The sequence below is a fragment of the Caldimicrobium sp. SLHALR3 genome (assembly GCF_058692735.1).
This window is the reverse complement of sequence record NZ_CP182484.1, coordinates 1,152,568-1,170,323: the sequence shown is the minus strand read 5'-3', so window position 1 is coordinate 1,170,323 and position 17,756 is coordinate 1,152,568. Positions and strand designations below refer to the sequence as shown.

General features: G+C 34.9%; 20 protein-coding genes. 7 read left to right on the top strand and 13 right to left on the bottom strand.

The window, feature by feature from the left end; translation table 11 throughout:
* Positions 1-2: 2 nt before the first annotated feature.
* The 10 genes from flhA to ACLGLP_RS06190 form a co-directional block, all read right to left on the bottom strand.
* Positions 3-2,069: a flagellar biosynthesis protein FlhA gene (flhA, locus tag ACLGLP_RS06235; RefSeq protein ID WP_492112418.1), complete on the bottom strand. Its 2,067-nt coding sequence runs from the start codon at positions 2,067-2,069 to the stop codon at positions 3-5.
* A gap of 12 nt (positions 2,070-2,081) precedes the next feature.
* Positions 2,082-3,188: a flagellar biosynthesis protein FlhB gene (flhB, locus tag ACLGLP_RS06230; RefSeq protein WP_492112417.1), complete on the bottom strand. Its 1,107-nt coding sequence runs from the start codon at positions 3,186-3,188 to the stop codon at positions 2,082-2,084.
* A gap of 4 nt (positions 3,189-3,192) precedes the next feature.
* On the bottom strand, positions 3,193-3,951 hold the full coding sequence (locus ACLGLP_RS06225; RefSeq protein ID WP_492112416.1) for a flagellar biosynthetic protein FliR: 759 nt from the start codon (positions 3,949-3,951) through the stop codon (positions 3,193-3,195).
* 9 nt (positions 3,952-3,960) lie between these two features.
* Complete coding sequence (gene fliQ, locus ACLGLP_RS06220; protein WP_492112415.1) at positions 3,961-4,230, bottom strand: flagellar biosynthesis protein FliQ; 270 nt, start codon at positions 4,228-4,230, stop codon at positions 3,961-3,963.
* Between the two features lie 14 nt (positions 4,231-4,244).
* Positions 4,245-4,943, bottom strand: coding sequence for a flagellar type III secretion system pore protein FliP (gene fliP / locus ACLGLP_RS06215; RefSeq protein WP_492112414.1), 699 nt, complete (start codon positions 4,941-4,943; stop codon positions 4,245-4,247).
* Entirely contained in the window at positions 4,933-5,184 is a 252-nt protein-coding gene (locus ACLGLP_RS06210) for a flagellar biosynthetic protein FliO (protein ID WP_492112413.1), read from the bottom strand. The genes fliP and ACLGLP_RS06210 overlap by 11 nt, the downstream gene beginning before the upstream one ends.
* 1 nt (position 5,185) lies before the next feature.
* The gene (gene fliN, locus ACLGLP_RS06205) at positions 5,186-5,683 is read right to left on the bottom strand and encodes a flagellar motor switch protein FliN (RefSeq protein ID WP_492112412.1); all 498 of its coding nucleotides are present in this window, start codon (positions 5,681-5,683) and stop codon (positions 5,186-5,188) included.
* Positions 5,683-6,684: a flagellar motor switch protein FliM gene (gene fliM, locus ACLGLP_RS06200; RefSeq protein WP_492112411.1), complete on the bottom strand. Its 1,002-nt coding sequence runs from the start codon at positions 6,682-6,684 to the stop codon at positions 5,683-5,685. The genes fliN and fliM overlap by 1 nt, the downstream gene beginning before the upstream one ends.
* A 3-nt stretch (positions 6,685-6,687) precedes the next feature.
* A complete protein-coding gene (locus ACLGLP_RS06195; protein WP_492112410.1) occupies positions 6,688-7,170 on the bottom strand; it encodes a flagellar basal body-associated FliL family protein in 483 nt (160 codons plus the stop codon).
* Positions 7,171-7,279: 109 nt separating this feature from the next.
* Positions 7,280-7,768: a methylated-DNA--[protein]-cysteine S-methyltransferase gene (locus ACLGLP_RS06190; protein ID WP_492112409.1), complete on the bottom strand. Its 489-nt coding sequence runs from the start codon at positions 7,766-7,768 to the stop codon at positions 7,280-7,282.
* Between the two features lie 22 nt (positions 7,769-7,790).
* Between ACLGLP_RS06190 and ACLGLP_RS06185 the strand changes: the two genes are divergently transcribed.
* On the top strand, positions 7,791-8,327 hold the full coding sequence (locus ACLGLP_RS06185; protein WP_492112408.1) for a macro domain-containing protein: 537 nt from the start codon (positions 7,791-7,793) through the stop codon (positions 8,325-8,327).
* A 7-nt stretch (positions 8,328-8,334) separates the two neighbouring features.
* Here the strand turns inward: ACLGLP_RS06185 and ACLGLP_RS06180 are convergent, their stop codons facing one another.
* The 3 genes from ACLGLP_RS06180 to ACLGLP_RS06170 are packed head-to-tail and all read right to left on the bottom strand — an operon-like array spanning position 8,335 to position 10,917.
* The gene (locus tag ACLGLP_RS06180) at positions 8,335-9,156 is read right to left on the bottom strand and encodes an SDH family Clp fold serine proteinase (protein ID WP_492112407.1); all 822 of its coding nucleotides are present in this window, start codon (positions 9,154-9,156) and stop codon (positions 8,335-8,337) included.
* Positions 9,157-9,169: 13 nt separating this feature from the next.
* Entirely contained in the window at positions 9,170-9,910 is a 741-nt protein-coding gene (locus tag ACLGLP_RS06175; protein ID WP_492112406.1) for a rhomboid family intramembrane serine protease, read from the bottom strand.
* The gene (locus ACLGLP_RS06170; RefSeq protein ID WP_492112405.1) at positions 9,907-10,917 is read right to left on the bottom strand and encodes a hypothetical protein; all 1,011 of its coding nucleotides are present in this window, start codon (positions 10,915-10,917) and stop codon (positions 9,907-9,909) included. The genes ACLGLP_RS06175 and ACLGLP_RS06170 overlap by 4 nt, the downstream gene beginning before the upstream one ends.
* Positions 10,918-11,120: 203 nt before the next feature.
* Between ACLGLP_RS06170 and cobT the strand changes: the two genes are divergently transcribed.
* From cobT to ACLGLP_RS06140, 6 genes are read left to right on the top strand one after another with little or no spacing between them, the layout of a single operon-like run.
* Complete coding sequence (gene cobT / locus ACLGLP_RS06165; RefSeq protein WP_492112404.1) at positions 11,121-12,182, top strand: nicotinate-nucleotide--dimethylbenzimidazole phosphoribosyltransferase; 1,062 nt, start codon at positions 11,121-11,123, stop codon at positions 12,180-12,182.
* A 1-nt stretch (position 12,183) separates the two neighbouring features.
* The gene (gene cobS, locus ACLGLP_RS06160) at positions 12,184-12,966 is read left to right on the top strand and encodes an adenosylcobinamide-GDP ribazoletransferase (protein WP_492112403.1); all 783 of its coding nucleotides are present in this window, start codon (positions 12,184-12,186) and stop codon (positions 12,964-12,966) included.
* A complete protein-coding gene (locus tag ACLGLP_RS06155) occupies positions 12,951-14,453 on the top strand; it encodes a cobyric acid synthase (protein WP_492112402.1) in 1,503 nt (500 codons plus the stop codon). Before cobS ends, ACLGLP_RS06155 begins: the two co-directional genes overlap by 16 nt.
* Before the next feature lie 29 nt (positions 14,454-14,482).
* The gene (cbiB, locus tag ACLGLP_RS06150) at positions 14,483-15,421 is read left to right on the top strand and encodes an adenosylcobinamide-phosphate synthase CbiB (RefSeq protein WP_492112401.1); all 939 of its coding nucleotides are present in this window, start codon (positions 14,483-14,485) and stop codon (positions 15,419-15,421) included.
* Positions 15,418-16,494, top strand: a complete 1,077-nt coding sequence (locus tag ACLGLP_RS06145) for a pyridoxal phosphate-dependent aminotransferase (RefSeq protein WP_492112400.1) — start codon at positions 15,418-15,420, stop codon at positions 16,492-16,494. Before cbiB ends, ACLGLP_RS06145 begins: the two co-directional genes overlap by 4 nt.
* A complete protein-coding gene (locus tag ACLGLP_RS06140; RefSeq protein ID WP_492112399.1) occupies positions 16,476-17,756 on the top strand; it encodes a cobyrinic acid a,c-diamide synthase CobB in 1,281 nt (426 codons plus the stop codon). The genes ACLGLP_RS06145 and ACLGLP_RS06140 overlap by 19 nt, the downstream gene beginning before the upstream one ends.

Here is a 17,756-nt window from a genome sequence, read left to right as displayed (position 1 = left end):
TTTTATTCCTTCACCAATCTAACAACTTCCAAAATCTCTATTTGTATTTCCAGAGGTATTTCTGCCTGGGAAATAACCGGTATATGAGATAAAGTTCTTTCTATAAGCTTTCTTAAGTGTCTTCTAACAGTGGGGCTGCAAAGAATTACAGGCATAATATTTTTTTGGCTTGCCCTTTCTACAGCCTGAGTTAAAGCAGCAACTATTTTGCTTCCTATTTTAGGATCAATCATAAGAAAAGTTCCTTGCTCGGTTCTCTGAAGGGATTTTTTAATTATTTCTTCCACATCGTCTCCAATTAAAATCACAGGTAAAGTACGATCTCTAAGTGCTGGCTTTACTATATATCTTGACAATTTCTGTCTAACATATTCTGTTAATATTTCAGGATCCTTAATTGAAACTCCGTAATCACTAATGGTTTCAAAAATAGTTATAAGATCTCTTAAGGGAATTCCTTCTCTTACAAGATTTTGAAGTACCTTCTGAATAACGGTCAAACTAACATTGTTTAGGCATTCTTCTACTATTTTTGGATAATACTTGTTTAAAGTATCTATAATTCTTTGCACTTCCTGTTTGGTTAAAAGTTCATCTGCATATTTCTTAATTATTTCAGCAAGATGTGTAGTAATTACTGTAGAAAGTGAAACCACAGTAAAACCTGCCATTTCTGCTTCATCTCTTAGCTCTTCAGTTATGAAATAAGCATCCATTCCAAAGGTCGGTTCTTTGGTAGGAATTGCACCTTTTGGTGGAATTAGGTCTGGACTTGAAGGCAGTGCCATCAAATAATTAGGCATAAGTTCTCCCTTAGCAATTTCTACACCCTTAATTAAAATGGAATATTCTCCTGGTTTCAAAGCTAAATTATCCCTTACATGAACAGGAGGAACCATTATACCCAGTTCTTGTGCCAGATGTTTTCTTAAATTTTTAATCCTTGCGAGTAAGTCTCCTCCTTTGGTTTCATCTGCTAAGTAAATTAATCCGTATCCCATTTCAATAGCAAGAAGTTCAACAGGTCTTATTTCTTCTATCTCTGGGGGTGGTGGCGGAGCTTTTTCTTCTGGAATAAATTCTTCTTTAGCTTTTTGAGCTGAATAAGAAAGATATCCCAAAGTTAAAAGAAACATACTTAAGATAAAGAAAGGTAAAAAAGGAAGCCCAGGAATAAGGGATAGTACAAAAATTACTCCTCCTGCAAGCATAAGAACTTCTGGACGGGCTGCAAACTGAATAGCAATATCTTTTCCCATTCCAGCTTCTGCTGCAGCTCTGCTTATCAAAATTCCAGCAGAAGTAGAAACAATAAGAGCTGGAATTTGAGAAACTAAACCATCTCCTATAGTTAATATGGTATAAGTTTTAGCAGATGTTGCTAAATCAAGCCCTCTTTGAAGAGTTCCTATTAAAATACCTCCTATTATGTTAACACAGGTAATAATAAGCCCAGCAATTGCCTCTCCTCTTATAAATTTAGATGCACCATCCATAGCTCCGTAAAAATCTGCTTCCTTTGCTATCTCTTCTCTTCTTCTTTTTGCTTCTTTTTCATCAATTAATCCAGCATTAAGGTCTGCATCTATAGCCATCTGTTTTCCTGGCATAGCATCAAGAGTAAATCTTGCTGCTACCTCAGCAATTCTTTGAGCTCCTCTGGTAATAACTATAAAGTTTATCAAAACAAGAATTAGAAATACTACAAAACCTACAACATAGTTTCCTCCTACCACAAACTCTCCAAAACTTTTAATAATGTGCCCTGCTGCATGAGTCCCTTCATGCCCTCTCAAAAGAATTACTCTTGTAGTAGCTATATTCATTGAAAGTCTATATAATGTCGTTACAAGAAGCAAAGCAGGAAAACCTGTAAAATCAAGAGGTTTATTCACCTGCATGGTCATAATAAGAATAAGTACTGATACAGAAAAATTAAGAGCTAAAGCAAGGTCTATAAGATAGGGAGGAAGGGGAAAAAGAATAATGGAAAGTAAAATTACAATCCCTACTATAGCAGTGAGATTATAAAAATCAAAAAAGTTTTTAAGAGTTAATTCTTTAGCCATCTTTACTTAGTTTTAAAGTATATTTTCTCTAAATCCTGATTTTTTCAATTTTTCTAATTTATCTTTTCTTAATTTATATACATAAGCAAGAACTTTAGCCACTACTTGGTAAAGCTCCTCAGGTATATATTTTCCCACTTCAACTTTCTCATAAAGTAATTGAGCCAGCGGTGGATCCTGATATATAGGAATTTTATGATTTTCTGCAATCTCTCTAATTTTTTGAGCAAGATAATTTTTTCCTTTGGCTATCACCTGTGGAGCAGGCATTTTACCCAATTCATATTTCAATGCCACAGCATAGTGGGTAGGGTTTGTTATTACCACATCTGCTTTTTTAACTTCTGCAAGCATTCTTTGACGAGCCATTTCCCTTTGTCTTTGTCTTATTCTTGCTCTTACCCAGGGATCTCCTTCAGTTTGTTTCAATTCTTCTTTCAACTCGTGACGAGTAAGTTTTACTCTTCTTTCCACATCCCACCAGTTATAAAGCCAATCTAAAATCCCAAGAATTGCAAGAATAACAAGAAGCTTAGAGAAAAAATCCTTTAGAAAAACTTTAAAATTATATGCTAAATAAGAAACATCTACTCCAAAAAGTTTTAAAATGTTAGGCATGTATTTACTTATAATCCAGTAGGTAACACCAGATATAATAAAAATTTTCAACAAAGCCTTTAAAAGCTCAAAAAGAGCTGTCAAGGAAAACATTCTTTTAAAACCTTCCACTGGATTTAGTCTTTCAAATTTAAAACTGATGACCTCTTCTGCCCAGACCCCTCCCCCAGTTTGAAAAAGATAAACAATAACAGCTGTTAAAGAAATTATAATAAAAAATGGCAAAATAATTTTTAAAACAAAGGTAGTAATTGATTTGTTTAGGCTTAAGAAGGTAGACATATTCAGATCAAAATAATAACTATTAAAGGACTTGTAAAAAATAAGATAAAACTGATTAAAAAACATATAGCTTAAAAGTATAAAAGTAAAAAAACCAGTTGCTAAAATCGCAACTGAGGACAGTTCTCTACTTCTAACAATCTGTCCCCTTTTTCTCGCTTCCTCACGCCTTCGCGGCGTGGGTTCTTCTGTCCTTTCTTCAAGAAGCTCTTCAGGCATAGTTTTACCTCAAAAAAGTAAATATAGATTTAAAATAATTTTCAAATACAGGGTATATAATCCTTGGAAGAACATAAAGCATCAAACCAAAAAACAAGAGACCAAGTCCTGTTATCAAAGGAAAGGCTACAAAAATAACATTCATTTGAGGTATAAGTCTTCCAATAATAGCTAAACTAACATAAATAAGCATCATAAAAACCAAAAGAGGTGCTAAAAACTTTATAGCGAGTTCAAATATAAGTTTGCTTTTTTTTATCATAAATACTGCAAAGTCTTCTTTTATAGGAAAACTGCCAGGAGGAAATTTTTCAAAGCTTTTATAAAGAAAATAAATTAAGTAATGGTGAAAATCAAAACTAAAAAAGAGCAACAAAAGAATTATATACACAAATTGAGAAATAACAGGCATACTAAATCCTGAAATAGGGTCTATAGTCTGAGATATTCCAAAACCCATTTGTATCCCCACGAGTTCTCCTCCTAATTGTATTCCTGCTAACATGATTCTAAAAATGAGAGAAACGAGGAAAATTAAAACGAAATCAGACACTAAAAATTTTACAATAGTTATATTATCAAGTGGAGGGAGCTTAAAAGTAAGAGCTGGGGTTAAAATAAAGGCAAAAACTAAGGAAAGAAGAATTTTTAATTTTGTAGGAAAAAAGGTAACCCCAAAAATAGGGAAAAGAAGAAATAACAATAGTGTTCTATAAAAGATAAAAAAGAAGTTGTAAAGGTTATTTTCTAAAATTTGAAACATCTCCATAGGCTATTTTATTAAATTAGGGATGTTTAAAAATAAATTTTCTGTAAAGGTAACCAATTTTTTTAAAGCCCAAGGTAAAGTTAAAATAAAAACTACAATCATGGCAAGTATTTTAGGAACAAAAGTAAGAGTCATTTCCTGAATTTGGGTAACAGCCTGAAATATGCTTATAATTAAACCTACCAAAAGAGCTGTTAAAAGAATAGGTCCCGAAAGAAGTATGGAAAGTTTAATTGCTTCTTTAGCTAAGGTTAAAACTGTAGTGTCAGTCATATTAAATCACCCCCTTAATAAAAGCTTTTTACCAAAGAAACTACAAGAAGATTCCAGCCATCAACAAGCACGAAAAGAAGAAGCTTTATAGGTAAAGATATCATCATAGGAGGAAGCATTAAAATACCCATAGAGATAAGAACACTTGAAACAACTACATCAATAACCAAAAAAGGTATATAGAGCAAAAAGCCTATCTGAAAAGCTGTTTTAAGCTCACTTATCATAAATGCAGGAATAAGAGTAAAGATGGAGACATCCTCTGGTGTTTTAGGACGCGGTTCATTTCTTAACTTTATGAACAAAGCCAAATCTTTTTCCCTGGTATTTTTAAGCATAAATTCTTTAAAAGGTTTGGCTGCTCTTTCAAACATTTCCTTTTCATTTATCTTCTTATTAAAATAAGGAACAAGTGCTTCTTCATATACTGCCTGAAATGTTGGAGCCATAATAAATATAGTTAAAAAAAGAGCAAGCGAAATTAAAACCTGATTAGGTGGCGTCTGCTGAGTTCCGATAGCATGCCTTAAAATGGAAAAGACCACAATCAATCTTGTAAATGAGGTGAGCATCAGCAAAAGTGCAGGAGCAACAGAAAGAACAGTAAGGAGAATTAAAATTTGTAAAATCGTAGAAAATTGCTCTGGAGATTGGGCATTTTTTAAACTCAAAGTTACAGTAGGAAAAGCTAAGGCATACAAACTAAGCATCATCTTTTATTTCTCCTAAGCTGGTAAAACCCTTTTCTGAGTACCCTATTAGCAGTTTCTTTTGCTCAACTTCAATTAACAAAAGTTGTGCTTTATAGTTTATAGGCTTTATTTCAAGAATCTTTATGTAATTAGAAGTAGTTTTTTTAACATTTACCTTCTTATAAAGATATGCTCCAAGAGGTAGCATACTTAATACTAACAGAAAAATACCAAGGCTTTGTAAATAGTTAATCCAATCCATATTAGGAACCCAATTTTTTTACTCTTTCCTGAGCACTTATAATTTCTGTAATTCTCACTCCAAATTTTTCATTAACCACAACCACTTCTCCTTTAGCCATTAGTTTTCCGTTTACATAAATCTCTACCGGCTCTCCAGCGAATTTATCAAGTTCAATTATGGAACCCTGATTGAGCTTTAAAAGATCTCTAATAAGCATTTTGGTTCTTCCAATTTCAACAGAAATTTCAAGGGGGATATCAAGAATAAATTCCAATTCTGGGTATACACCTCCTTTTTTTGCTGGAGAAAGTTCTTCCAGTTTAGCAGGTTGAGAAGATGAAGATTCTTCTGGTTGAGATTTTTCTTGTTTGGCTTCTTTAAGTGCCTCTTCCCACATAGCCATTAAATCATCAGGACTTATCTCTTCAGAGTTTTCTTTCTTTTCTACCTCTTCAACTTTTTCTTCTGCTTTTTTTTCTTCCTTCTCCTCTAAAACTTCTTTTGTTTCTTCTGGCATTAACTTTCCTCCTTTTTAGCATTTTCTTCCTCTAAGGTTAAAAACTTTTGAATTTGAACAGCCATACGATTTTTAAATACTCCAAGCTTACCAAGCATCTTAGGAACTCCTTCTATATAAATCTCTACAGGTTCTTCTATCTTTTTGTCTAAAACAATTACATCTCCTTCTTCAAGATTTAACAAATTTTCCAAAGTTATAGTAGTTTTACCAAGAATAGCAAAAAGACTAACCTCACTTCCAAAAATATATCTTTCTAAGGACTTTCTCCAAGCCAAATCAACATATTCCTCAAATTGATAGGGAGAATATAACTTTTCTTTTACTGGCTGAAGAGTATTGAGAGAATAACAAAAAAGAATTTTTCCACTTAAAGACTCAAGCTCAACATTATAACCTGTAACTATTACTGTTTCTTCAGGCATTAGGACTCTTGCAAATTGAGGATTTACTTCACTCCTTATATATTTTGCCTTAACAGGTGTAATGTTTCTCCAAGCTTTCTCAAGCTCAGCAAAAATAATATTTACCACTTTTTTAATTAGTTTTTGTTCAATGGAAGTAAATTCTCTACCCTCAACCCTTACAAGTTTTCTTTCACCTCCTAAAAATCTTTCTATAAAAAGATATGCCAAGGTAGCATCTATTACGAGAAGACTCTGACCTTTTAAAGGCTCTAATTTGAAAATATGAATAGAAGTGGGAACGGGTATTCTATTTAAAAAGTCTCTAAATCTTTCCATTTGAAGAGGTAAACTGTGAATATCAACGACCTCTCTTAAAATAGTTGAAAGATGCATTCTTAAACTTCTTATCAATTGTTCGTTTATAACTTCTAATCCAGGAATTCTTAAGCGAGCTGAAATAGTATAATTTCTAAAATCAAAAGGCTTAACCTCTCCTATGCTTTCCTTTTTCTCAGGCTCAATCTCTATTTTTCCCTCAGCAAGTCCTGCAAGTAAAGCATCTATCTCTTCCTGACTTAAAATTTTTTCTTCCATAACTTACTCCACTATATACTGGGTTATATAAACATTTAAAACCACTTCTTCCCCTAGTGCAGAATTTATTTTTTTTAGAAGCTCATTTTTTATCAAATCCTTCGCCTCGGGCTGTAAAACTTCTTCAGGTGTTTTAGAACTTAAACTACTAATAACTACATCTTTTATCTTTGGTTCTTCGTTCTTAATTTTTTCTTCCGATTTTTTATCTCCCACTTCCAGAGCAAGTCTAATCTGAAGATATCTTTTTCCTGTAGGATCAAAAAGATTTACCACTATGGGTTCCATTGAATAAATAATAGTTTCTTTAGATTGTTTCTTTTCAACCTTCCCTTTTTCTCCCCCTTTAAAAGAAGTAATTAAAGCTACTAAACCACCTGCCAGAATTATGATTACAACACCTATAACCAAAAATAGTAAAAGTTTTTTCTTACCACCTTTTTTAGCTTCTTTTTCTTGAACTCCTACCTGTGTCTCTTCAGCCATAAGCACCTCCTACTTTATTAATATCTTTTACAAATTATATGCCTAATCATCAATTATTAAATTTCAAGCTCTTTCTTTTTAGTATATGTCACATTTTTGACATTACTTGTCAAAAATTTATATTTAGTTCTCTATAAAGTAAAAACTGTTTTATAATCAATCCTTGAGAATATCCTGTAAGTCCTTTGGTTCCTATTATTCTATGGCATGGATAAATAAGGGGTAAAGGATTTTTTGAAAGTGCCTGTCCTACAGCTCTATAAGCATTTTCATATCCCAGTCTTTTTGCGAGTTCTTTATAAGTTAAAACTTCTCCTATTTTCAACTTTTTAAGTTCTTTTAAGACTTTTTTCTGAAATTCTGTTGCAAAAACTTTGTGAGGAATGTCAACAAAATCTTTCTTAAATTCCCAATAATCAAGAAAGGCTTGATAAAAATTTTTTATTAAATTTAAAACTCCTTGTGAGGTTATGCTAAGAACTTGGGGCTTCATATCAAAACAAAATTCAAATTTTAATTTTATTAATTCTTCTTCCTCATTCCAAACCAAATGAAATTTAAAAGGAAAAACATTAAAAGTAGCCTCTTGAACTTTCACATAGAATATTATAATAGTTAGTATGAAAAGCGTTAAGATCGGAGATTGTATTCTTGAGTTAGTTCAGGGTGATATTACTGAGCAAGATACAGAGGCAATTGTTAATGCTGCTAATGAGAGACTTATCCCCGGAGGAGGGGTTGATGGAGCTATACACAGAAAAGGCGGACCTTCTATCCTTGAAGAATTAAGAAGCAAATATACCCATTGCCCCACAGGTCAGGCTGTTATAACAGGAGCAGGAAACTTAAAAGCAAAGTATGTAATCCATGCAGTTGGTCCTATATACAAAGATGGAAAAAGTGGAGAGGCTGAACTACTTAAAAGTGCCTATAAAAATTCTTTAATAAAAGCGGTAGAACACAACATAAACTCTATCTCCTTTCCAGCCTTAAGCACAGGGGCTTATGGATATCCTATAAAAGAGGCAGCTAAAATTGCTTTACAAACTGTTATAGATTTTCTCAAGGAAAATAAAAAACCAAAACTTGTAAGATTTGTCCTCTGGGGAGAAGAAAACTACAAAGCCTTTGAGGAAGTTTTAAATACTTTAATTTAAAAGTTTTTTAATCCTTCGCTCCTTTTTTAGGAAGCGGAATATATTCAACTGAAGGAGTTCTTTTTACAGGTTGAGGAAATAGTTTCATCAATTGGTATATTTCTACAGGCATATCCTTACTTACGGGTAATCCAAGTTTTTTTGCCTCTTCGTAGGTAATGGGATAATCATGAGTAAAATATCCCTGAGATAATATTTCGGCAAGTTCTTCAATCTTTTCAGGTGGATATCTTTCATTTAAAATTATTTTTAAGTTTTCCTTCATTTGTTTTAAAGCCATTTCAGCAACATCTGCCAATATTAAAGTTTTATCGTCTATGTGTTCTAAAGGTTTTCTTTTAACAGCTCTTAAAATTGAGGCAGCTGGATATTCTCCTATTTGAGGATCAACAGGACCAAGAACTGCATGCTCATCCATTACGATTTCGTCACAGGCAAGAGCAATTAAAGTCCCTCCACTCATGGCATAATGAGGAATAAAAGCGGTAACCTTGGCAGGATGTTTTTTTATAGCAAGTGCTATTTGAAGTGAAGGTAAAACAAGACCTCCAGGGGTGTGCAAAATTATATCTATAGGAACATCTTTATCTGTAAGATGTATGGCTCTTATTACTTCTTCTGAGTCATTTATATCAATAAATCTCATAATCGGAAAACCAAGAAGACTCATAGTTTCTTGGCGATGAACAAGAAGAATAACCCTTGAACCTCTTTTTTTCTCAATAGCTTCTATAGCCTTTTGTCTCGCAATTTCCAGAAATTTTTGCCTTAAAAAGGGTTGCATAGCTATAGCTATAAAGATAAGCCAAAATATATCTCCAAAATACATGCTCTACCCCTTTTTATTTTTTGTCTATGTCAAAAAGTGAACCAAATATGCAATATTCGTCAAGATAGTATCTGCGTTTTCTTTTGCAGAAAAATTTATAAATTAAAGCCCCTGTTAAAAATCCTCCTACGTGAGCAAACCAAGCCACACCTCCAAAGGAAGTGGGAAGAGCTAAAGAAAAGAGTCCACTATAAAACTGAATTAAAAACCAATAACCTAAATATAAAAAGGCTGGAATTTCAAAAAATATAGGAAAGAAAAATACAGGAAAAACTACCAAAATTCTTGCTAAGGGATACATCATGAAATAAGCACCCATCACTCCGGAGATTGCACCTGATGCGCCAACCACAGGAATAACCGAATTTTTATAAATTATGGAGTGGACAAGAGTAGCAGATATTCCACAAAGAAGGTAAAAAAGAAGAAACCTAAAGGGTCCCAAGCGGTCTTCCACATTATCTCCAAAAATCCAGAGTGTCCACATATTTCCAATTATGTGGAGCCAGCCTCCATGGATAAAAAGATGCGTAAAAAGGGATAGGTATCTACGATAAGCTGGTTCTCCCACCAATACAGCAAAGTAATCATCAAAAAACCTTGCAGGAACAAATCCCCAAGTTCTAAAAAAAGCCTCTCTTTCTAAAGGAGTTAGAGAAATTTCGTAAAAAAATACCATTACATTTACTATTATCAAAAACCAGGTCATTACAGGAGGATTTCTGCGGGGAAGTATATCCTGAAGTGGAATCATCCAAGAGCTCCTATAGCCTCTCCTCTAACCTTTTTTCTAAAGGCTTCACTTTTATTAACAAGCTTTTCAAATTCTTCTTTTTGAGAAGGGACCTTGCCAAACTCATAGGGCTCAGTTTTTTTAAAATTTTCCAGTCCTTCTTTTCCTTTTTCCAGAAAAAGTTTAGAAAGCTCTAAAAATACACTCCCCTTTTTAGAAAGGACATAAAATTCTGCACTTCTAAGAGCATATCTATTGCCGTTAAAACTGAGAGCCACTCCTCTGTTTTCTTTAAGCAGTTGCAATGCCTGAGTATCGGTTATGCTGTCTCCTACATAAAACCCTTCTGAAAGAGGGGCAGAAAGCTCTTTAGAAATCTTTTCACAAGCATTGGCTTTTTCAAATCCTCCAATAGGATTTACTTCTCTTAAAAAGATCCCTATATCCATATTCCAGATTATATCAAAAAATATTTCCTCTAAGCGATCTAGAATTTTTATTAACTCTAAAGGTAAATCCTCAGGCTTACTTGCCTCCTTAGGAAGCTTAATTTCTGGCATTTCAATTATTTCTTCGTAAAGTTTTTTTAAAACCTGTGCTTCTGAAGGAGAAAGCTTTACTCTATCAAGGTCAACCTCTGTGCAAAAAACATTTTCCATAGGAAAGTTTGTAACCTCACAAAGAGCTTCTAAATAAGGTTTGTAACTTGTGCTTATTATAAAGGTTGGTAAAATTTGATTTAATTTAAACAAAGTTTGTGGGACTTCAGGCAAAAAGGCAAGGGTCTTTTTAGAAAATTCTCTCAAGCTCTTATTATTAGCACCAAAAAGCTTTAAAAAGGGTAAAATTAGTTTTAGGGTATCCCCTGCCTTGTATCCTTCCTTCTTTTTTATATCTGCCAGATAATCGTCAAATCTTGAAATCTGAGTAAAAAAATAATCACCTTTAGGAATTATAGCTTGGGAATATTCAAAGGCATTATCATTAAGGGTTAAAGGACCTTCACAATCAAGAGCTAAAAATGGCATAAATTAAACTATAATAAAAATCTACAATAAGTCAACAAATTCCTAAAGTAGTAATACAAAGCGATTTTTGTCTCCTTTTAACACTTTATAGCCATAAATTTAAAAAAAAACTTTCTATTATACTGAAAAATTTTTTCACAATCTTTTGCAAAAAGAAAAGATGAGATTATATTTTTGGGAAAATTTTATTTTTTAAATAAGGAATGGCAAAAAAGGAATGGCCCTATAAACTAAAAATTGAACCTTTGAGGGATGAATATTTTAAGATAGCCTGGGAAAGGCTTGATAATCTTACAAAACCTAAGGGGAGCCTTGGGAGGCTTGAAGAGCTTGCAGCTCAAATGGTTGCCATCTTTGAGGACCCCTTTCCCAAAATCACCAAAAAACTTTCTTTTGTCTTTGCAGGAGACCATGGAGTTACCGAAGAAGGAGTTTCTGTCTTTCCTAAGGAGGTTACTGCTCAGATGGTCTTTAATTTTCTGAGAGGAGGAGCAGGAATTAATGTCCTTGCAAGATTTGCTGGAGCTGAGGTGAGAGTAGTTGATGTGGGAGTAGACTATGACTTTGAGGATGTGCCAGGTCTTGTCAAGAAAAAGGTCTGTTACGGAACGAAAAACTTTCTCAAAGAACCTGCTATGACCCGTGATGAGGCTCTAAAGTGCCTTGAAGTGGGCTATAGTCTTGCCAAAGAAGCTATATCTCAGGGATACAACCTCATTGGGATTGGGGATATGGGAATTGGAAACACCACTCCCTCCTCTGCCATTACTGCTGTAATCACAGGAAGACCGGTTGAAGAAGTCACAGGAAGAGGAACGGGAATAAATGACCACTTTTTTCAGAAAAAAATTGAGGTTATCAAAAGAGCCATAAAGCTTCACAGACCAGACCCAGAAGACCCCCTTGACGTGCTTTCAAAAGTGGGGGGAACAGAAATTGGGGCCTGTGCAGGAGTTGTCCTTGCCTGCGCAGAAAGTAAAGTTCCTGTGGTGATGGATGGATTTATCACTGGGGCAGGGGTTCTCCTTGCTTACAAAATCAATCCCCTTGTCAAAAATTATGTGATTGCTTCACACAAGTCAGTGGAGAAAGGACATCAAGCTCAGCTTGAATACATGGGACTTTCTCCCCTTCTTGACCTAAACTTAAGACTTGGTGAAGGAACAGGAGCAGCTCTTGCCATGCTTCTTATTGAAGCAGCTTTGAGGATCTATCACGAAATGGCAACCTTTGATTCTGCAAAGGTTTCAAAAAACATAATTTGAAATGCTTAAAGCCCTTTTGCTTTCTGCATCCTTTCTCTGGCGAATCCCCATAAAGGGCTTCTTAGCTGACAAGTCTTCCTTTGAAAAGGCTCTCTCTTTTTTCCCCTTAATTGGCGCTTTTGAAGGTCTTATACTCTACTTTCTTGCAAAAGCCCTTTATCCTTTTTTCTCCTCAGAGCTATTAAGTCTTTTCTTACTGATAGCTCTTTACTTCATCAGAGGCATCTTTCACCTTGATGGACTTTCCGATACCTTTGATGCCTTGTCTTACAAAGGGGGACTCGGGGAGAAAGAAGACAAAAAAAGAAGACTTGAGATTATGAAGGATAGCACTGTTGGAGTTTCAGGAGTCACAGCTATTGTTTTAAACATTTTATCCAAATACCTGCTTTTAAAGTCCTTAATTGAGCTTCAAAATCTAAAAGTTCTCCTCCTTCCCTTTTTCTTTTCAAGGACTTTTTTGCTTGGCATCATATTTTTTTCAAAACCAGCAAGAAAAGAGGGGCTTGGCTTTTTAATGAAAGAATCAATGAGTACCAAAACCTTATTCAGCGGGCATCTTCTTGCCCTTGCCGTCCTTCTCTTTTATCTTTATTTTGAGAGTTTTAAAAACTTAAAGAATCTCTTTTTCATGGCCGGCTTTAACTTTATTTTGCTCTTTTACTTTAAGAGAAAATTTGAAAAGTCCTTTGGAGGGCTTACAGGAGATAACTTTGGGGCTCTTGTTGAACTTTCTGAAATAGCTTCTCTCTTTTATCTGGGGGTTATATGGCCAAGGCTTTAATGATAACTGGCACCAATTCTTCAGCAGGAAAGTCCTTTCTCGTGATGGGGCTTTGCAGGATTTTTGCCAAAAAGGGAATTAAGGTTTGCCCTTTTAAGGCTCAAAATATGAGTCTTCAGAGTTTTATCTGTAAAGATGGAAGCGAGATCGGTCTTGCCCAGGCCTTACAGGCCTTTTCAGCTGGTCTTGAACCCCAAAGATATTTTAATCCCATTCTTTTGAAACCCGAAGGAAAGGGAAAGTCTCAAGTTGTCCTTCTCGGAAAAAAATACAAAACCCTTTCAGCTGAAGAGTATTACAGGGAAAGGGATTTTCTCTGGAATTATGTTAAAGAAGCCCTTGATAAACTTTCTTCAGAATACGAGGTTATCCTTCTTGAAGGTGCTGGAAGCCCAGCAGAAATTAATCTTCTTGAGGTAGACCTTGTAAACATAAAACCAGCTCTTTATCTTAAGTGCCCTGTTCTTCTTGTAGGAGACATTGATAAAGGAGGAGTCTTTGCCTCCCTTTTTGGAACCCTTGAACTTTTAAAAAGATTAAAACCAGATTATGCAAGCCTGTTTAAGGGCTTTATTATTAACAAATTTAGAGGAAATCTTGAGATCTTGAAACCTGGCTTAGCTCAACTTAAAGAACTCACCCAGCAAGAGGTCCTCGGAGTTTTACCCTATTTTGAAGACCTAAAACTTTCAGACGAAGATGGTTTTTCCTTTTTCAATAAGAAAAGACCTTTTAAGAGAGGAGAAATTAAGATTGTTATCCTTCCTCTAAAGCACATTTCTAATTTTTCTGACTTTGACCCCTTTTATTTTGAAGAGGACGTAGAGATTATCTATTCTATGAGAAAAGAGGACATCTTGCAGGCTGATATTGTAATACTCCCTGGGAGCAAAAGTGTCTTTGATGATTTAAAGGAACTTAAAAAGTTAAATATGAGGGAAACTCTGCTTTTAGCCAGAGAAAGGGGAGCTGAAATTATTGGTATCTGTGGGGGGTTCCAGATGCTGGGTGAGGTTTTAAGAGACCCTGAAAAAGTAGAAGGAGACTATGAAGAAATGAAGGGACTTTCTCTTTTGCCTGTTGAAACCATCTTTCTAAAAGAAAAGATTACCTCTCAATGTCTTGCAAGACCCCTTTTTGAAAGAACTTCACAAAATGCAGATGAAAAACTCTGGGGATATGAGATTCATAAAGGGGTTTCAACAGGAGAGCTAAATCTCTTTGAAATTGAAAGACTTGCAACCAAAGAAACTTTGCTTGATGGTTCAAAAAGGGATTCTATCTGGGGGACCTATCTTCATGGCATTTTTATCAATGACACCTTTAGAAGAGAGCTCTTAAACAAACACCGCCTCAAAAAAGGTTTAGAACCTCTCCCAGTTAAGACCTCCTTCTGGGAAACCCTTAATGCAAATTTTGACCTCTTGGCTAACTTTTTAGAAAAACACCTTGATCTTGAAAAGATTTACAGGCTTCTTGGAATATGATTTCACCTTTTAAGATAAAGGGTTATCAGGTGCTTTTTGCTTTTTTACTTGATCTCGTGATTGGTGACCCAAGGATTCTACCCCATCCTGTCTGCGGAATTGGAAAAATCATTGCCAAATATGAAGCCCTTTTTAGAAGACTTTCCTTAAGTGAAAAGATACAGGGACTTTTCTTTTTCCTGGGTGTAGTTTTTACTATTTTTCTTCTTGGTCTTATTTTTTGTTTTCTTCTCTCTGTTTTAGAAAGGGTTTCTTTTTTTCTTTCTCAGGCTATCTTTATTTTGGTTTCCTCTCTTTTTCTTGCCCTGAAAGGCTTAATTGATGCGGGCTTAAAGGTTGAAGAGGCTTTAAAGAAAGGGGACATGCTTTTGGCAAGAAGGGAACTTAAGGCTCTTGTAGGAAGAGATACCGAGAATCTTGATAAAAAGGAAATAAGAAAGGCTATTTTAGAAAGCTATGCGGAGAACCTAAATGATGCCGTTATTGCTCCACTTTTCTGGTTCTCCCTACTTGGTTTTATGGGGCTTTTAATTTACAAAACTGTGAATACCCTTGATTCCATGGTAGGTTATAAGAATGAAAGATATCTTCACTTTGGCTGGTTTTCTGCTAAAATGGATGACCTCTTAAACTTTCTTCCAGCAAGAATTACTGCCCTTTTAATAGCCCTTTCAGCACTTTTTTATCTTGGAAAAGAATCTTTCTTTAGAGCTCTTTCCTCCATTAAAGAATTTGCTCATCTTCATCCCTCACCAAATAGTGGTTATCCAGAATCTGCCTTAGCTGGAGCTCTTGGAGTTAGACTTCTTGGTCCTTCTTTTTACGAGGGAAAACTTATCCCTAAACCCTATCTTGGATACAGTCTTCACGAAAATTACGAAAGAGCCCTTTTTATTGCCATAAGAGTTCTATATCTCAGTTCTTTCATAATGATGATCTTTATTTTGTTATTTAAGGGACTTAAATGAGAGTCAAGACCTATCCTGAGCATGGCGGAAATGTTTATTACTTTGCCAAAATCCTTGGAGTCTCTCCCTTTGAAATCATTGATCTTAGCTCATCAGTGAATCCTCTTTTGAAAAAATATCTCAAAATAAGCCCTGAAGAACTTTTTCAGATGCTTGAACACTACCCTGAACCAGAAGGTGAAAACTTAAAAAGCCTTATTTCTCAGAAATATGGCCTTAAAAAAGAACATCTTCTTCTCGGAAACGGCTCCATGGAACTTATAAAACTTCTTCTTCTTAATCTTCCCTTTAGCCTTAAAATTCTTCTCCCTGAACCCACCTTTGTGGAATACAAAAAAATTCTTAACTTGAGAAGCGATATTAAGGTTTTTCAAATTTTTTCGTTAAATGAGGAAGAAATCTTACAAAATATAGAAAGTTTCTTAAAAAAAGAGAAGAGCTTAAAAGGGGTTATTTTATGCAATCCTAACAACCCTACAGGTCTTCTTTTAAAGAAAGATTCTTTGAAACAATTTTTAAATCATTATGATGATGTTTATTTTATCGTTGATGAAGCTTTTATAGATTTTGTAGAGGAAGAAAGCCTTCTTAATGAAGTTGAGAATTTTCCAAATCTCTTTATCTTCAGGTCCTTTACCAAGTTTTATGGGCTTGCCGGGGCAAGAGTTGGCTATCTTGCAACCTCAAATGCTCTTCTCAAAAAAATAAAATCCATTTTGCCTGTCTGGAATGTAAATACCCTTTCCCTCTATCTTGCTGAAAAATTACTTTCTGATGAGACCTTTAAGAAAGAAAGCCTTAAATATTTTACAGAACTTAAAGGCTATTTTGAAAAAGAGCTTTCTGAGCTTAAAGTTTCTTTTCTTCCAAGTGTAACCAATTTTTATCTTCTAAGAGGAATCCCCAGGGCTGAAGGATTTTTCTTCTATCTTCTTAAGTCAAAGAAAATTCTCGTAAGACCGGCTTTTAATTTTTATGGGCTTACAAAAGAGGACTTAAGGGTGTCTTTAAAGGACTTTGAGAGCATAAATCTCTTTTTAGAAGCTTTAAGGGAATGGCTAAAGGGCTTTTAATTGCAGGCTTAAGAAGTGGGGATGGAAAGACCTTGGTCACCCTTGGGCTCTTAAGACATCTTGTGCAAAGGGGGTTTAAAGTTCAGCCCTTTAAAGTTGGGCCAGACTACATTGACCCAAAGTGGCACTATATAGCCTCAAACCTTCCCTCTTATAATCTTGACCTCTTTTCCATGGGAAAAGAACGGGTTTACTTCCTCTTCTCACAAAAAGCACTCAAAAAGGACTTTGCCCTTGTGGAAGGGGTAATGGGGCTTTTTGATGGAAAGTTTTCTACCTTTGAGGTTGCAAAGCTTTTAAATCTTCCCATTCTTCTTGTCCTTGATACTTTCGGAATTGCAGAAAGCCTTGCCTATATCGTTAAAGGAATCTCTCAGGTGTTAAAAAAGAGGGGACTAAGACTTTATCTCTTTCTGAACAAGGTCTCCTCTGAAAGGCATCTTCTTCGCTTAATGAAGGCTTTAAAGAGATACAGGGTGGTAGGCTATCTTTTTAGAAAAAGAGAGTTTGAGCTTCCTTCAAGGCACCTTGGACTCTTCTTACCTGAACACTTAGAAGAAAAGATAAATTTTATTGATAGTCTTTCTACTGAGCTTAAAAAGACCCTTGATACCTCCTTTTGGAAAGAGCTTCCAGAGGTTGAGACTCTCTCAAGGGATGAGCCTTCCTTTCTTCCTGAACTTCCTTTTAAAAGAATTGGTCTTGCCTATGATGAGGCCTTTAACTTTTATTATCAGCACCTTCTTGATGAGCTGGAAAAGAAGGTAGAATTAGTTTACTTTAGCCCTTTAAGGGATAAAAGGCTTCCTTCTGAGAATCTTTCTGCCCTTTTTATAGGAGGGGGGTATCCAGAACTTTTTGCAGAAGTCTTAAGTGAAAATAGGGACTTTCTTAAGGACTTAAGAGATTTTGTGGCCTCAGGTGGAAAGATTTATGCAGAATGTGGAGGACTTATCTATCTTTCAAAAGGGCTTTACTGGGAAGGAAATTATTATCCCATGGCAGGTCTTCTTCCCTTTAAAATTGTCAAAAAGGGACTTAGGCTTGGTTATAGAAAAGTAAAACTCAAAGGAAGACACCCTTTCTTTGGAGATTTAAAAGGATTCCTTGCTCATGAGTTTCACTATACCTCCTTTGAAGAGGGTAATTTCAAAGGAAAAAAGATTTACAAAGTCTTTACGCAGGATGGAGAAACCTTTGATGAGGGCTATGAATATAAGGGAATTTTAGGAAGTTATCTTCACTTTTTAGCAAAAATTTGA

Excerpts from the sequence above, each read along its gene's own strand:
- flhA (WP_492112418.1), bottom strand. The coding sequence starts at position 2,069 with ATGGCTAAAGAATTAACTCTTAAAAACTTTTTTGATTTTTATAATCTC.
- flhB (WP_492112417.1), bottom strand. The coding sequence starts at position 3,188 with ATGCCTGAAGAGCTTCTTGAAGAAAGGACAGAAGAACCCACGCCGCGA.
- ACLGLP_RS06225 (WP_492112416.1), bottom strand. The coding sequence starts at position 3,951 with ATGTTTCAAATTTTAGAAAATAACCTTTACAACTTCTTTTTTATCTTT.
- fliQ (WP_492112415.1), bottom strand. The coding sequence starts at position 4,230 with ATGACTGACACTACAGTTTTAACCTTAGCTAAAGAAGCAATTAAACTT.
- fliP (WP_492112414.1), bottom strand. The coding sequence starts at position 4,943 with ATGATGCTTAGTTTGTATGCCTTAGCTTTTCCTACTGTAACTTTGAGT.
- ACLGLP_RS06210 (WP_492112413.1), bottom strand. The coding sequence starts at position 5,184 with ATGGATTGGATTAACTATTTACAAAGCCTTGGTATTTTTCTGTTAGTA.
- fliN (WP_492112412.1), bottom strand. The coding sequence starts at position 5,683 with ATGCCAGAAGAAACAAAAGAAGTTTTAGAGGAGAAGGAAGAAAAAAAA.
- fliM (WP_492112411.1), bottom strand. The coding sequence starts at position 6,684 with ATGGAAGAAAAAATTTTAAGTCAGGAAGAGATAGATGCTTTACTTGCA.
- ACLGLP_RS06195 (WP_492112410.1), bottom strand. The coding sequence starts at position 7,170 with ATGGCTGAAGAGACACAGGTAGGAGTTCAAGAAAAAGAAGCTAAAAAA.
- ACLGLP_RS06185 (WP_492112408.1), top strand. The coding sequence starts at position 7,791 with ATGAAAAGCGTTAAGATCGGAGATTGTATTCTTGAGTTAGTTCAGGGT.
- ACLGLP_RS06180 (WP_492112407.1), bottom strand. The coding sequence starts at position 9,156 with ATGTATTTTGGAGATATATTTTGGCTTATCTTTATAGCTATAGCTATG.
- ACLGLP_RS06175 (WP_492112406.1), bottom strand. The coding sequence starts at position 9,910 with ATGATTCCACTTCAGGATATACTTCCCCGCAGAAATCCTCCTGTAATG.
- ACLGLP_RS06170 (WP_492112405.1), bottom strand. The coding sequence starts at position 10,917 with ATGCCATTTTTAGCTCTTGATTGTGAAGGTCCTTTAACCCTTAATGAT.
- cobT (WP_492112404.1), top strand. The coding sequence starts at position 11,121 with ATGGCAAAAAAGGAATGGCCCTATAAACTAAAAATTGAACCTTTGAGG.
- cobS (WP_492112403.1), top strand. The coding sequence starts at position 12,184 with ATGCTTAAAGCCCTTTTGCTTTCTGCATCCTTTCTCTGGCGAATCCCC.
- ACLGLP_RS06155 (WP_492112402.1), top strand. The coding sequence starts at position 12,951 with ATGGCCAAGGCTTTAATGATAACTGGCACCAATTCTTCAGCAGGAAAG.
- ACLGLP_RS06145 (WP_492112400.1), top strand. The coding sequence starts at position 15,418 with ATGAGAGTCAAGACCTATCCTGAGCATGGCGGAAATGTTTATTACTTT.
- ACLGLP_RS06140 (WP_492112399.1), top strand. The coding sequence starts at position 16,476 with ATGGCTAAAGGGCTTTTAATTGCAGGCTTAAGAAGTGGGGATGGAAAG.